Origin of the sequence: Arthrobacter sp. UCD-GKA (assembly GCF_001863355.1) — a bacterium.
Taxonomy (GTDB): Bacteria; Actinomycetota; Actinomycetes; order Actinomycetales; family Micrococcaceae; genus Paeniglutamicibacter.
Genome location: NZ_MOLR01000009.1, coordinates 84387 through 97320, shown reverse-complemented (window position 1 = coordinate 97320; position 12934 = coordinate 84387). Strand labels below are relative to the sequence as shown.

The 12934-nt window shown below is 66.6% G+C and carries 15 protein-coding genes; 10 read left to right on the top strand and 5 right to left on the bottom strand.

What is annotated here, in order from left to right:
• Positions 1 to 122 precede the first annotated feature (122 nt).
• From BLJ79_RS16440 to BLJ79_RS16405, 8 genes are all read left to right on the top strand, one after another.
• Positions 123 to 719 carry a helix-turn-helix domain-containing protein gene (locus tag BLJ79_RS16440; protein ID WP_071215850.1) on the top strand — a complete coding sequence of 199 codons (597 nt, stop codon included), beginning with the start codon at positions 123 to 125 and terminating at the stop codon, positions 717 to 719.
• Positions 716 to 1270: a DUF6036 family nucleotidyltransferase gene (locus BLJ79_RS23815; protein ID WP_286135467.1), complete on the top strand. Its 555-nt coding sequence runs from the start codon at positions 716 to 718 to the stop codon at positions 1268 to 1270. Before BLJ79_RS16440 ends, BLJ79_RS23815 begins: the two co-directional genes overlap by 4 nt.
• A gap of 406 nt (positions 1271 to 1676) precedes the next feature.
• Complete coding sequence (gene dapB / locus BLJ79_RS16430) at positions 1677 to 2435, top strand: 4-hydroxy-tetrahydrodipicolinate reductase (protein WP_071215849.1); 759 nt, start codon at positions 1677 to 1679, stop codon at positions 2433 to 2435.
• Between the two features lie 6 nt (positions 2436 to 2441).
• Positions 2442 to 2891, top strand: a complete 450-nt coding sequence (locus BLJ79_RS16425; protein ID WP_071215848.1) for a tetratricopeptide repeat protein — start codon at positions 2442 to 2444, stop codon at positions 2889 to 2891.
• A gap of 516 nt (positions 2892 to 3407) precedes the next feature.
• Positions 3408 to 5189: an ExeM/NucH family extracellular endonuclease gene (locus tag BLJ79_RS16420; RefSeq protein ID WP_286135466.1), complete on the top strand. Its 1782-nt coding sequence runs from the start codon at positions 3408 to 3410 to the stop codon at positions 5187 to 5189.
• 208 nt (positions 5190 to 5397) lie between these two features.
• Positions 5398 to 5778 (top strand): DUF952 domain-containing protein, encoded by a 381-nt coding sequence (locus BLJ79_RS16415; protein ID WP_071215846.1) that lies wholly within the window; start codon positions 5398 to 5400, stop codon positions 5776 to 5778.
• Positions 5775 to 6056: a hypothetical protein gene (locus BLJ79_RS16410; RefSeq protein ID WP_071215845.1), complete on the top strand. Its 282-nt coding sequence runs from the start codon at positions 5775 to 5777 to the stop codon at positions 6054 to 6056. Before BLJ79_RS16415 ends, BLJ79_RS16410 begins: the two co-directional genes overlap by 4 nt.
• An 89-nt stretch (positions 6057 to 6145) precedes the next feature.
• Complete coding sequence (locus BLJ79_RS16405) at positions 6146 to 6619, top strand: GNAT family N-acetyltransferase (protein ID WP_286135465.1); 474 nt, start codon at positions 6146 to 6148, stop codon at positions 6617 to 6619.
• A 132-nt stretch (positions 6620 to 6751) separates the two neighbouring features.
• Here the strand turns inward: BLJ79_RS16405 and BLJ79_RS16400 are convergent, their stop codons facing one another.
• Positions 6752 to 8272, bottom strand: a complete 1521-nt coding sequence (locus BLJ79_RS16400) for a GntT/GntP/DsdX family permease (protein WP_083411383.1) — start codon at positions 8270 to 8272, stop codon at positions 6752 to 6754.
• A complete protein-coding gene (locus BLJ79_RS16395) occupies positions 8269 to 8826 on the bottom strand; it encodes a gluconokinase (RefSeq protein ID WP_071215844.1) in 558 nt (185 codons plus the stop codon). The genes BLJ79_RS16400 and BLJ79_RS16395 overlap by 4 nt, the downstream gene beginning before the upstream one ends.
• Positions 8827 to 8988: 162 nt before the next feature.
• Here BLJ79_RS16395 and BLJ79_RS16390 point away from each other — a divergent pair, with 162 nt between their 5' ends.
• The gene (locus BLJ79_RS16390; RefSeq protein ID WP_139194916.1) at positions 8989 to 9474 is read left to right on the top strand and encodes a hypothetical protein; all 486 of its coding nucleotides are present in this window, start codon (positions 8989 to 8991) and stop codon (positions 9472 to 9474) included.
• A gap of 250 nt (positions 9475 to 9724) precedes the next feature.
• Here the strand turns inward: BLJ79_RS16390 and BLJ79_RS16385 are convergent, their stop codons facing one another.
• On the bottom strand, positions 9725 to 10297 hold the full coding sequence (locus BLJ79_RS16385) for a GNAT family N-acetyltransferase (RefSeq protein ID WP_071215842.1): 573 nt from the start codon (positions 10295 to 10297) through the stop codon (positions 9725 to 9727).
• Positions 10298 to 10416: 119 nt separating this feature from the next.
• Here BLJ79_RS16385 and BLJ79_RS16380 point away from each other — a divergent pair, with 119 nt between their 5' ends.
• Positions 10417 to 11142: a tyrosine-protein phosphatase gene (locus BLJ79_RS16380; protein WP_071215841.1), complete on the top strand. Its 726-nt coding sequence runs from the start codon at positions 10417 to 10419 to the stop codon at positions 11140 to 11142.
• 9 nt (positions 11143 to 11151) lie between these two features.
• On the opposite strand, the gene BLJ79_RS16375 is transcribed toward BLJ79_RS16380, so the two are convergent.
• Positions 11152 to 11538, bottom strand: coding sequence for a hypothetical protein (locus BLJ79_RS16375; protein ID WP_139194915.1), 387 nt, complete (start codon positions 11536 to 11538; stop codon positions 11152 to 11154).
• A gap of 99 nt (positions 11539 to 11637) precedes the next feature.
• Positions 11638 to 12882: a heparan-alpha-glucosaminide N-acetyltransferase domain-containing protein gene (locus tag BLJ79_RS16370; protein ID WP_071215839.1), complete on the bottom strand. Its 1245-nt coding sequence runs from the start codon at positions 12880 to 12882 to the stop codon at positions 11638 to 11640.
• Positions 12883 to 12934: the final 52 nt, after the last annotated feature.

The following is a 12934-nucleotide window of genomic DNA, read 5'->3' as shown; positions in this document are numbered from 1 at the left end:
AGGTGGTGGCACGTAGCAGCGCTGTCGCGCACGTGCCAATACAAGGTAATCGTGCCCGGTATTTTCGTCAGCCGAGAGGCCGCCCACTAGATGATGTAACCGATCGGTGTCATAATAGTATTATGAGCATGAATAGTTTTGCGGCAGATGCCCTGGGTGGCAAGATTCGCGATCGACGCAAGTTGCTCGGGTACACGCAGCAGGCACTGGCAGATGCCATTGGTGCGTCCCGTAAATTCATCGTCGAGCTGGAAGCAGGGAAAGACAACGCTTCGCTCGGGCTCACCCTCCGCGCCATGGGGGAGCTTGGCTTCGACGCACCAGGAACCACATCGAAGGATACTCAGGGGGAAGGGTTCGCACAGGAGTTTGAGAAGACGCTTGAAGAGGGAGACCATGAATTCGCTTTACGCCTGATCGGCGAGTACGCCAGCGCTTCGATCAAGGCGCAGCGTGCCCTCATCTTCACAGCTCCATGCATCAAGGACCCGGAGTATCTGACCGCGCTCGGTGCCATCACCCGTTGGCTTTCCCGAAAGACTGGAACCCCATCACCAGGGTGGACGCGTAGTATCCGACCTTCAAGGGACCCCGTTTTCTTGTCCGAAAAGCTGTATCCGGTGGGCGACCGAATGAAGGACCTGATTCGGAGGGAAACGCCACCAGAAATGGAAGCCCTGAACGTCTGGATCCGTGAAAGGGATCTGGTTACCGCATGAGTTCGGGAAGCTTTCGGCGTGAGGATATCGTCAGGCTCCTGGCGGATTTAGAAGTACGATTGAATGCCCGCGGCGTAGCGTTGAACATCCAAATTGTCGGTGGAGCTGCTTTGCTGCTTCATGGGCTGATCGAGCGGGCCACTGGGGATATAGACGCGCGTTACGCGAGCGCGGCTGCAGTTGAGCAAGTGGCTCGGGAGATGGCCGTCGAGTATTCGTTGCCCCCGGATTGGATCAATTCCCGAGCCATGGCCTTTCTCCCGGAGAACGCGACATGGATGGCTGGACCGGAAGGCACCTCCGCGGCCATTCAGCTGGCAGACCTCCCAACGCTAGCCGCAATGAAGGTAGCGGCGGAACGGCCGAAGGACATTGCTGATCTGGGCCACATCATTAATGCGCTGGGCATTCAGGAACCCGATCGGCTAGTTGACTTTGCCTACGAAAAGTTCGGTGAGGAGTCCATGACACTGACGCAGGGCCGCGACAACTATGAGATCGTTGCTGAAGAAGCGTTGAAGGCGGCCGAGGCATTCCGCAAGAAGAAATAGCCTAGTTCTTCTGGCTATATTTCGTTCTCGTTTGCGGTGCAGATTATCCGTGGAATGTCGCCCTGAATGGAAGTGGTGAACCTCTCGGATCTCGGGGAGAGTGAAATGTGATTGGATTATTCCGAACACAAGGCCTCACCGCCGGCGGCACCTTTCCACACTCTGCTGCACACCTCACCGAAATGGTTCAGACGCACGTGCACCCCAATCAAGCTTTGGCCGAACACATCGAGCTTGAGCGAAATCCTTTCAGGGATGAACCCGTAGTCATGTCCAGCGGGGCTGAATCGTGCGCTGCGATGTCCATCCAGCCGCCATCGTGAAAGTAAGGCATCCCACCATGCCGACTGGATAGGAAGCTGTCACCGACGCAGAGCCAACGAAAATTCCCGATAGGCTTGAACCCATGAGTGCACCACTGAAAGTCGCCGTGATTGGCGCAGCGGGACGAATGGGAGCCGAGGCCGTCAAGGCCGTCAATGCGGCCACGGACATGGAATTGGTGGCCGCGCTGGGCCGCGGGGATTCCCTGCAAACCATCCTGGAAGCCGGGGCCACACACGTGGTGGACCTGTCCGTCCCGGCAAGCACCGAGGCCAACGTGCGCTTCGCCGTTGAACACGGTATCCACGCGGTGGTCGGCACCACCGGATGGGACGACGCCAAGCGCGAATCCCTCACCTCGCTGCTGGCCGACCACACCGAAACCGGTGTGCTCATCGCCCCGAACTTCGCCCTGGGCTCGGTGCTGGCTTCGGCCTTCGCCGCCACCGCGGCACGCTACTTCGAATCGGTGGAAATCATCGAACTGCACCACCCCAACAAGGTCGACGCCCCCTCGGGCACCGCCGTGCGCACCGCCGAGTTGATTGCCGCAGAGCGCGCAGCAGCCGGCATGCTGGCGGGCCCGGACGCCACCGAGACCCAGTTAGACGGCGCCCGCGGCGCGGTGGTCGACGGGATCCACGTGCACTCGGTGCGCCTGCGCGGCCTGGTCGCCCACCAGGAAGTCCTGCTCGGCGGGGAAGGCGAGCAGCTCACGCTGCGCCACGACTCCTACGACCGCGCCTCCTTCATGCCCGGCGTGCTGCTGGGCCTGCGCACCGTGGCCTCGCGCCCGGGGCTCACCTACGGCCTTGACGGCTACCTCGAGTTGGGACGCTAAGCGCGCATGAAAACAAAGTTCTGGGTCGGCGCCATCCTGCTGCTCTTCGTRTTCTACCTGGTCGCCGCCTTCGGTTCGGCGGTCCGCTTCATCACCGCCGAGGAGCCGATCGCCAAGGTCATCGGCGTTGCCGCCCTGGTCATCCCGCTGGTCGGGGTGTGGATCCTGATCCGCGAGGTGCTCTTCGGTTCACGCACCCWAAAGATGGCCTCGATCCTGGCCTCCGAGGGCCTGCTGCCCGAGGACAACCTGCCCCGCACGCCCTCGGGTCGCATCGTCAAGGCCGCGGCCGACGAAGACTTCGTGCAGTACAAGGAAGAGGTCGAGGCAAGCCCCGGGTCGTGGAAGTCCTGGCACCGCCTGGCTTTGGCCTACGACGCGGCCGGGGACCGGCGCCGGGCCCGCGAATCCATGCGCAAGGCCATCGAGTTGTACCTGGCCGCCGGCAAGCAATAACAGCCAAGGCCCGAATGATGTCCCCTCGAACGGTTCGCAAGAGCCGCCCGGGGGGACATTTTTCTTTGCCGGGGCTCCACGCCATGCACCCGGCCCGGCATCGGAGGGAAAGCGGCGGAACGCACGGTGCTTGTCGTCCGGGCATGGAATTCCTGGGCACGAGGATGCCTGCCTCCGTTTTCCCCCACTCCGGGGACCAAACACCTAGACGTGAAGCACATCTTGGACTTTGATGGTTCAATGGCCATCCTGCGGAGGGGACGGCGGGGTTCAGGCCCCGTTCATGCCCGGTTCACGCGCGGATGATCAAATCTGTTCGGGCTACACACCGTGCGCCACAGCGCCACGGCGAAAACAACGAGCTAGGGGAAATCCATGAAGAACCGCGCAACAATTGCGTTGGCCACCGCGACCTTGGCGGCCTCGATGGCGATGGGGACCATGGCTCCGGCCACGGCGGCCGATAACCAGCCAACATCCATCGAAGCAATCCAAGGAACGGGTTCCGCAAGTCCAATGGCCGGACAGCAGGTGACGGTTCGCGCCGTGGTCACCGGCGCCTACGCCGAGGGAGGCATCCGCGGCTTCTACGTCCAGACCGCCGGCAGCGGCGCCGAGGTTTCCCCCGAGGGCAGCTCGGGAATCTTCGTCTTCTCCTCAGGCGGCGTGGCCAAGGTTGCCGTGGGCGACCACGTCCAGGTCACCGGCACGGTCGGCGAATACTTCGGGCTGACCCAGATCAGTGCCTCGGCCTCCGGGGTCCAGGTTCTCGCCGAGCCAGCCGATGCAATCAAGCCGCTGGCCATCGACATTCCCTCCGGGGACGCCGAGCGCGAGCGCTTCGAATCGATGCTCGTCGCTCCGCAGGGGCAGTGGACGGTCGCCGACAACTACTCGCTGAACCAGTTCGGCGAAATCACCCTCGCCCAGGGAACCAGCTCGATCCTGCCCGGCGAGCGCACCCTGCGCCAGGCGACCGACGCGTTCGCCCCGGGCAGCGCCCAGGCCCTGGCCCTTGAAGCCGAGAACCAGCAGCGCGCGCTGCTGCTGGATGACGGCGCCACGCTGAACTTCCTCGGTGCAAGCTCCAACAAGTCCGTTCCGCTTCCGTACCTCTCGGCCGAGCACCACGTCAGCGTCGGCGCCGAGGCAACCTTCACCGGGCCGGTCATCATGGACTACCGCTACGACCTGTGGCGGCTGCAGCCCCAGGGCCAGGTCATCGGTGCCGAGGATGCGGACATCCCGGCGGCCTTTGCCAGGGCCAACGAGGCGAAGCCGGCGGATGTCGGCGGAAACGTGAGCGTCGGCAGTTTCAACGTCCTGAACTACTTCACCACCACCGGGGACCAGCTGTCCGGCTGCACCTACTACACCGACCGCACGGGGGCGCCGGTCACCGTGCGCGGCGGGTGCGATGCGCGCGGAGCCGCCAACGATGCAAACCTCGCACGCCAGCAGGCCAAGATCGTCTCGGCGCTGAACAAGTTCGACGCCGACGTCGTGGTCCTCGAGGAGATCGAGAACTCCGCCCGCTTCGGGCTGGACCGCGATCACGCGCTGGCCACTTTGGTGGACGCGCTGAATGAGGCTGCCGGTGAGCAGCAGTGGAAGTACGTGCCGAGCCCCGCCTCGGTCCCGGCCGACGAGGACGTCATCCGCACCGCCATGATCTACAAAAACGACGCCGTGAAGCCCATCGACGAATCGGTCATCCTGGACGACGCGGCCTTCGACAACGCACGCGACCCCCTGGCACAGGCCTTCCAGCGCGTCGGCGGCAATGCCAACACCCGCTTCCTGGCCGTGGCCAACCACTTCAAGTCCAAGGGATCGGACCCGAAGGACGGCTCGGCCAACGCCGACAAGGGCGACGGCGCGGGGGCCTGGAACGCCGCGCGCGTCGAGCAGGCCAAGGCCCTGGTGAAATTTGCCGAGGGACTGAAGAAGGAACGCAACACCGACAAGGTGCTGCTGGCCGGTGACTTCAACTCGTACTCCGCCGAGGAACCGATCCAGGTCCTGGCACAGGCCGGATACGTGGACCTCGGGGCCAGTGCATCCACCCGCAGTTACCTCTTTGACGGCCGCACCGGCTCCCTGGACCATATTTTTGGTTCAAGCGAGGTGGCGCAGCACGTCACCGGGCAGACCATCTGGAACATCAACGCCACCGAGTCCGTGGCGTACGAGTACAGCCGCTACAACTACAACGTGGCCCAGCTGTTCTCCCCGGACCACTTCCGCTCCTCGGACCACGATCCGGTGCTCGTGGGGCTGCAACTGAACAAGAAGTAGCAACCTAAGGACAGGGGCCGGTGGATCAACAAGGATCCACCGGCCCTTTCCATGTGATTCCCAGCCACACCGCCGCACCGTGGCGGATCCCGGCATCACCGCCGCGCAGGCAAGTCGGTCGCTGACCCCGGGCGCGTCCAAAACCGGACACCCTCGATCCGGTGGTTCGGGGCGGGCAGAAGCGGGAGTGATTGCCTAAGCTGGGAAAATGACCAAGATCCTGCACCTGACCGAAACCGCTTCATGGGAAGCCAGTCGGTCGGCCGGCGTCTACCGGCAGTCGACCCGTGGCGCTACGCTCGCCGACGTCGGTTTCATCCACTGTTCGACCGAAGACCAGCTGCCCGTTGTCGCCTCGTTCATCCACGCCGATTACGCCGGCGAACTGGTGGTGCTGGAACTGGATGCAGCCGCGATTGCGGCCGCGGGTATCGCGATCCGCTTCGAGGACGGCGGAAACGGGGAAATGTTTCCGCACCTGTACGGCGAGCTGAAGACCGCGTGGGTCCGGGCCACGCACCGGGCAGCCGTGATGGACGGGGCGCTCTCGGTGCCGGGCCTCGCCGGCGCGAGGGGAACCACGCCGTGAGCGCGCTGCAGCCGGAATCCAGCCGCGGGACCAGGCCGCTGGCCACCTGGATCCTCATGCTTCTTGCCCTGGCCATCACGCTGCTGCTGCCGGACTGGACCGGAACCGGGGCACTGCTGCCAGCATGGTTCATGGTGGTTCCGGTGCTCCTGGGACTGGTGGGCGCCTGGCTCGCCCACCGCGCCGGGCGACTCGGCTGGGCGATCGCCTCGGCCGTCCTGGGACTGGTGCTGGTCCCGGGCCTGCTGCAGACCATCACGCTCGTTTCCGGTCCGTAGGCCGGCGGGTGGGAACGGGCGCACCATGGAAGAGCCCGACCTCAACGGGTAGTGTTTCAGGCATGGCGATGTACGCGGGGGAAACGTCCATGGTTCGTGCCCTGCGGGCCGATGAGCAGGAACTGCTGGCGCGAGCCACCTTGGGGAACATGAACTGGCCGGGCCCACGGTACACACTGGACCAGGTCATGCTGATTCCCTCCATCGCGCACTACTTCACGTGGTGGCCCGGGCCCTTTGACTTCGGCCTCGTTGCGGAGGACGCACAGGGGATTCCCGTGGGAGTCGTTTGGCTGCGCTTCTTCACCGCTGCCGATCCGGGGTTCGGTTTTGTTGATGGGGCGATCCCCGAACTCTGCGTCTGGGTTGCCGAGGGGCAGCGAGGCCTCGGCACGGGTACTCGTCTCATCACCGGAATCCTCGAGCAGGCGCGATCCAGGGCGCTGCCCGCCATCAGCCTCAGCGTCGAAACCGGAAACCCTGCACGTTCCCTCTATGAACGACTCGGATTCGTTCCGGCGGGGACACATTTCGACGTGGGCACCCTCGTGCACGAGCTCTAATTGCCGTTCCCGTCCGTACCGGGTGTCGGGTATCGGGGCGCTGACCACCATTTGAGGCCGACCGATGCGTTCTCAAACGCATCGAGGTCCCCGGGGGAAGCGCCAGGCCCGCCGCCCGTAGCCGGCAACTGGTCAGACAAACACGGAGAGCAGCAGGACTCCGAGCAACCCGACCACGGAAATCAGGGTTTCCATCACCGACCAGGTCTTGATGGTTTCCCAAATGCTCAACCCGAAGTATTCCTTGACCAGCCAGAACCCGGCGTCGTTCACGTGGGAGAAGAACAGCGATCCGGCACCCACGGCCAGGACCACCAGGGCCAGCTGGGCCGGGGGAAGGCCCGCGGCCAGCGGGGCGACGATGCCCGCCGCCGTCACCGTGGCCACGGTTGCCGATCCGGTGGCCACGCGGATCAGCACCGCGACGATCCAGCCCAGCACCAGTGCCGAGAGGCTCAACGCCACCGCGACCTTGCCGATCGCGGTGCTCGTGCCGCCGTCGACCAGCACCTGCTTGAAGCCGCCGCCGGCACCGACGATGAGCATGACGCCCACGATCGGCAGCAGGCTCTCGCCGATCTTCTTGCCCAGCACCTTCGCCGTGAAGCCCACCGAGGTGCCGAAGGTGACCATGGCCAGCAACACCGCGATCAGCAGGGCCACCACCGGGTCGCCAATGATGTTCAGTGCCTTGTACAGCGCGGTGTCCGGGTTGACCCACAAATCGGCCGCGGCACGCAGCAGCATCAGGAACACGGGGGAGAGCACCGTGGTCAGGGTCCAGCCGAAGGACGGGACGCGTGTGGCCTGGGGCGTGGGGGACTCGGGGTGTGCTTCGGGTTCCGCCGCGTCGCCGGAGGCATGCTTGCCCGGATGGAAGTTCGCGGCACCGCCCTGGGCCTGCTCTTCGGCGGCGGGCTCCGGTCCGGCCCCGACGAAGGCCAGGCCCGCACCGGCGGGCCCGMTGGGWWCCCAKCGGGCGGCCAGCCGGCCGAAGAGCGGCCCGCAGATCGCCACCGTGGGGACGGCGATGAGCAGCCCGAATGCCAGGGTGATGCCGATGTCTGCGTTGAGGATGCCGACCGCCGCCACGGGGCCGGGGTGCGGCGGGATGAACCCGTGCAGCACCGAGAGGCCTGCCAGCGCCGGGATCGCCAGCAGCATGGCCGGGCCCTTGGACCGGTGGACGGCCAGCATCACCACCGGAACCAGCAGCACCAGCCCGACCTCGAAGAACATCGGGATGCCGATGATCCCGGCGATCAGCGCCATCTTCCACGGCAGCGACGCCTTGGAGCCGTGCAGCAGCGTGTCGACGATCTTGTCGGCCCCGCCGGAATCGCCCAGCAGCTTGCCCAGCATGGCGCCCAGGGCAATCAGCACGCCCACGTAGCCCAGCACCCCTCCCACGCCGGTTTCGTAGGACTTGGTGACATCGGAGAGCTTGATCCCGGAGAACACCCCGACCAGCAGCGAGGCAATGGTCAGCGCCAGGAATGCATGCATCTTGGCCCAGATGATGAGCACCACGACCAGGGCGATGCCCAGCAGGGCAACGACCAAGACCTGGGTGTCGTGGGCCGCCCAGGGCTCGTGCATCTTGTCGGAAGCGGCGTCGGCAAGGATGGCCACGCCCGTGCTGAAGGTGTTCATGGTTTGTCCAAAGGGGTAGGGGATTCAAGACCCAAGTCATCGACGATAGCCTGGACGATTTGCCGCGGTGCCGGTCCGATGTCGACGCGGATGGCCGGTTCGTCCTCGCCCGGTTCCTCAAGGGCGGCGAACTGGCTCGCCAGCAGGCTGGCGGGCATGAAGTGGCCCTGCCGTGCCGCCAGGCGGGCGCCGATCTGCTCGGGGGTCCCGGCGAGGTAGACGAACACGACCCCGGTGCCCCGCCGGTTGAGCACCTCGCGGTAGGAACGCTTCAACGCCGAGCAGGTGATGACCCCGTGCTTGCCCGCATCGAGCTCGGCCTCGATCCAGTCCGCGACCTTGGCCAGCCACGGCCAGCGGTCCTCGTCGGTCAGCGGGTGCCCGGCATGCATCTTCTCGACGTTCGACCGCGGGTGGAGCGAGTCGCCCTCCTCGAACTCCCAGCCGAAACGGCCTGCCAGCAATGCGGCAACCGTGGTCTTCCCGCAACCCGAGACACCCATGAGAACCAGTACCCGTGGATCGAGCCCACTTGCCGCATCAATGCCGCCCATATGGCCATGATGGCACCGCAAACATCCAAAGTCAGTAGTAGCGCCGGGAATGTGTTTCCGGACCGGCGCAGCGTACGATCCGTGCGACCAATGTCGATGGGAAAGGGATCCTTCGAATGCTACCTTGGTGGCATGCGGACGTGGCGTGGGGCCGGGCTAGGCGTGATCATCATGGTGGTTGTGGCACTTGCGGGGTGTTCGACACCGGCCGTGGAGAGCCGGCTCGTGCAGTACGAGGACCGTGCCGAGGAGATCCACGCGGGGATGCTCGAGCACGTGCCCCGGAGCGGCGCTTTCGAGGCCCGCATGACCTCCGGGCCGCAGTACGGCGAGTCCGAATGGCTGCGCGGCCGGGAGCGCGACAGCGCCTTCTGGACGACCTGGTCGACCGTCGAGGTGGCCAGCGGGACGACGCCGGCCGAGGCGGCCGACGCGGTCGGCGCCTCCCTCCTGGACCAGCGCTGGACGGCGGAGCCGACGGTCGACCAGGGCGGATCGATGCCATTTGCCACGGTCTACCGCCTCGCCGATCCGGACGGCGAGTGGATCGTGCAGATCCTGCGGCCGGCCGCCCACGACGATCGCCGGATTTCCCTGTCGGTCCAGAGCCCGCTCACCGTTCGCGGCGCCACGTCGGCGCCCGGGTGACGGCCCGCCCCGGCCGCGCAGACCACGGGCTCCCGAATCGCACCACTGCCCTCGACCGGAGGTCCGGCGCTGCGCCGCAACATGCGTCAGCGGGGCCTCCGGGAGAAACCGGTCACGCGTTTTTTCGGGGGAGGGTGCCCGGTGGACGGCGTCGCGGTGCCGACCAGGACACCGGCATGTCTCCGGGCACGGCCCCGCTGGCGTCGGGGGCCCGCCCGCCATCAGCTTCTGGCGCGGTTTCCTCGCATCGTCAGCGCAGGTCCAGGCGCATCAGCACGCGCGGAAACCCGCCCACAACCGAGTCGGTGTCGGCGGCCTTCATGAATCCCGCCCGCTCGAAGAGGGATCGGGTGCCGACGTACGCGGCGGTGCGGTCGGCCTTGGCACCCCCGTTGTCCAGGGGATATCCCTCGATTGCCGGGGCGGCGTATCCCCGGGCAAAGTCCACCGCCCCGGTCAGCAATGCGTGGGAAATGCCCTGGCCGCGGTGCCCGGCCCGCACCCGGATGCACCACACCGACCAGACGTGGAGGTCATCGACATGGGGGATCGTTCGGCTGCGTGCCAGTGCCGTGTCTGCCCGCGGGTGCACACCCGCCCAGCCCACCACGTCCGGGCCGTCGTAGGCGAGCACCCCGGGCGGCGGGTCCTGCGCGCAGAGCCCGCGCACGATCTCCGCACCGTTGCGCGCGAAGCCAGGTCCGGCAGATCCGCCCAGCCGGTGGCCCAGGCACCAGCACGCCCGCGCATCCGGATCCCGCTTCGGACCCAGCATCGTCCTGACGTCGTTGAAATCCGTTGCGGCACGCACCGAAATCACCATCCCACCACGGTGCCACCGGACCGGGTGATCGGCAAGGCCCGCACCCTGCCTCGCTGGCCGGACACGGGGATGCGCGCGTGGTTCCGGATCGCTAACGCTGTACGTCGTAAGGTGGCTGGATGATCGAACTTGCGTGGGGCGGGTACCCCAATGCCAGGGACCTGGGCGGGTTGCCGACAGCGCTTGCCGGTGGCGGCGCGACAATCCCGGGCAGGCTGGCACGCGGGCCGCGCCGTGAACGCCTGGACGCCACGGGCTGGAACGCGGCTCGGCACTGGGGGCTGGCCTCGATCGTGGACCTGCGCTGTGCCTACGAGACCGGAGGCCAAACGACGGACCCGGCGGTTCCGGCCGAGGCGCTCGCCGGGATCACGATCCGGCATGCACCGACCGAGGACCACGACGACCTCGCGTTCCGGGAGACGTGTTTCCCGATTCTGGATTCCCCCGAATACTGGAGCCACAACTGGCGCCTGCAACCGCATCTGGTGCGGGCGGCACTCGAAGCCATTGCCGCATCCACCCCGGGTGTGCTGGTCCACTGCAGTGCGGGTCGGGACCGTACCGGGATGATCTGCGCACTGCTGCTGGGCAACGCCGGCGTGGACCCCGTCCTCGTCGCCGCGGACTACGCCGCATCCGTCCGTGCCATGGCCGGGGTCGCGAACCATTCACCCACGATCGACCAGCAGGCCGAATGGACGTCGAGCACGGTCGAATCCTGGTTGGCGGACAAGCTCCCGATGGTTAGGGGAGTTGCCGGGGGAACCCGGGAGATCCTCGATGCGTTGAAGGTGGGCCCGGCGACGCGGGAGTCCTTGCGCTCGCTGCTGCTTGACCCGTAACGGCCCTGTTCAGCCCTTGAAGGGTCCGTCGCCGAGAAGCTCCACGGCGGGGAGCTTCTCATCCGGGGCGTCGAACGTCATGTAGTCCACCGAATGCAGGCGTCCGCCCACCGCCCAGAGGTTCAGGTGGCCCAGGGCGGTTTCTCCATCGAGGACCTCCACGGTCGCAAACGGCCCGCCCGAGCGCTTGGGAATCCGTGGAAGATCCAGGTCCTCGGGCACCTCGACCAGGAAGCATTCGCAATCATCGAATTCCAGTCCGCCCCAGCGGGCATGGGCCAGCTGCCGGCGCGCCTCGCTGGTTCCGCGCCACGTGCCCGAGCACAGGCGCTCCAGCAGGGCACGCTCATGGGGGCTCAGCGGATCACCGGGCATCCGGCGGGAATCGTGGTTCATTGCACCTGGTGCCTCTGTCGTGGATCTCATCAGTCATGATCTTGCCAGAAGGCCTTGCCCTCTGCCGCGGGGTCACTCGTCAACGATGGCAGGGCGGTGCTACGCGGCGCGTCCCAATGTCCGCGACACCGAATGCACCAGGGCCTCGAGAGGGCCGCGCCGGCCCAGGAACTTGAAGACCAGCCCGGCCAACAGGCATGCGACCGCGTAGATGATGAACAGGCTGGCGCGCGGCAGCGGGGCCGAGACATCGCTGAACAGGTCCAGGCCCGCAAGGTGCGCCGAGTACAGCGTGAGCGTTGCCGCCCCGGCCCCGGTCAGCGGCCACAGCAGCATCTCGCCGACCGAGCCAAGCAGCGCGCTGAAGGCCAGGCACACCAATTGCACCGCGCCCAGCACCGCCAGGGCGCAGCCGGCCACATGCAAAACGTCCAACGGTGCGCCGGTGTGCGGCGCGGACACGGCCAGGAACCAGGGCGTGTCCATGGCCCCACCCAGCCGCTGGCCCGTGACCATCGCCACCGACAGCTCATGTCGTCCCAGGTCCGTGGCCTTGGCCAGCGAAGCCATGGCCCCGGGGGAGGCCAGCAGCCACGCGGAAAGCGCCTTGGCACCCACCGCCAGCACGGCCCCGGCCGCCCCGATGGCCAGCGCCACCGGCGGGCGGGCCAATCCCAGGCGCCCCACGCACAGCCCGGCCAGGATGAAGCCAAACCACACGACCACCGGGTAGTAGCCGGTGACCAGCACATCGGCGGCGAACACCGCGGGGGTGAACAGGTCCTCGGGCAGCGGGGAGGCGCCGAGCCGGAAGGGATCAAGCACCCCGGAAAGCCAGGGGCGCAGCAGGTACAGCGCGAAGGGGGAAAGAAGCAGCCAGCCGGCGGCCCAGAATCCCAGGGTCCTGGCGCGCATGTTCAAGAACGGGATCGCGCAGGCAAAGAGCACCCCGTAGTGCACCAGGATCACCGCCACGTTGGTGTCCAGGATCCCCAGGCCCAGGCCGATCACGAAGATCAGCACGGCCCGCACGGCCACGCTCCTCCTGACCCCGGCCAGCTTCGGCGCACCGATCTTCGCCGACCCGCCGCTCAGCAGCGCGAGCCCGACCCCGGCCAGCACCACAAAGAGCGCCGAGGCCCGCCCGGAAAACAGCGTGGCGGCCCACGAGGGCGCCGCGGCACCCTCGGCCGTGATGATCCGCAGCGGCATGATGTGCACCGCAACCATCCCCAGCAGCGCCAGGCCGCGCGCCGCGTCGACACCCGCAATCCGGGTGCGGGCACCACGCCCGGAGCCGGCGGCGGTGCGTGCGGAGGCGCCCGGGGTGGAGAATTGCGTCATGTTTACAGCCTAAACGCATGTGCCGAATCAAGCCTTGCCACGCGCAAAGGGT

Bases quoted from the DNA above. Each gene is read 5' to 3' on its own strand.
- BLJ79_RS23815 (WP_286135467.1), top strand. From the start codon at position 716: ATGAGTTCGGGAAGCTTTCGGCGTGAGGATATCGTCAGGCTCCTGGCG.
- BLJ79_RS16375 (WP_139194915.1), bottom strand. From the start codon at position 11,538: ATGAACCACGATTCCCGCCGGATGCCCGGTGATCCGCTGAGCCCCCAT.
- BLJ79_RS16370 (WP_071215839.1), bottom strand. From the start codon at position 12,882: ATGACGCAATTCTCCACCCCGGGCGCCTCCGCACGCACCGCCGCCGGC.
- BLJ79_RS16420 (WP_286135466.1), top strand. From the start codon at position 3,408: ATGGCCGGACAGCAGGTGACGGTTCGCGCCGTGGTCACCGGCGCCTAC.
- BLJ79_RS16395 (WP_071215844.1), bottom strand. From the start codon at position 8,826: ATGGGCGGCATTGATGCGGCAAGTGGGCTCGATCCACGGGTACTGGTT.
- dapB (WP_071215849.1), top strand. From the start codon at position 1,677: ATGAGTGCACCACTGAAAGTCGCCGTGATTGGCGCAGCGGGACGAATG.
- BLJ79_RS16380 (WP_071215841.1), top strand. From the start codon at position 10,417: ATGATCGAACTTGCGTGGGGCGGGTACCCCAATGCCAGGGACCTGGGC.
- BLJ79_RS16405 (WP_286135465.1), top strand. From the start codon at position 6,146: ATGGTTCGTGCCCTGCGGGCCGATGAGCAGGAACTGCTGGCGCGAGCC.
- BLJ79_RS16385 (WP_071215842.1), bottom strand. From the start codon at position 10,297: ATGGTGATTTCGGTGCGTGCCGCAACGGATTTCAACGACGTCAGGACG.
- BLJ79_RS16415 (WP_071215846.1), top strand. From the start codon at position 5,398: ATGACCAAGATCCTGCACCTGACCGAAACCGCTTCATGGGAAGCCAGT.
- BLJ79_RS16440 (WP_071215850.1), top strand. From the start codon at position 123: ATGAGCATGAATAGTTTTGCGGCAGATGCCCTGGGTGGCAAGATTCGC.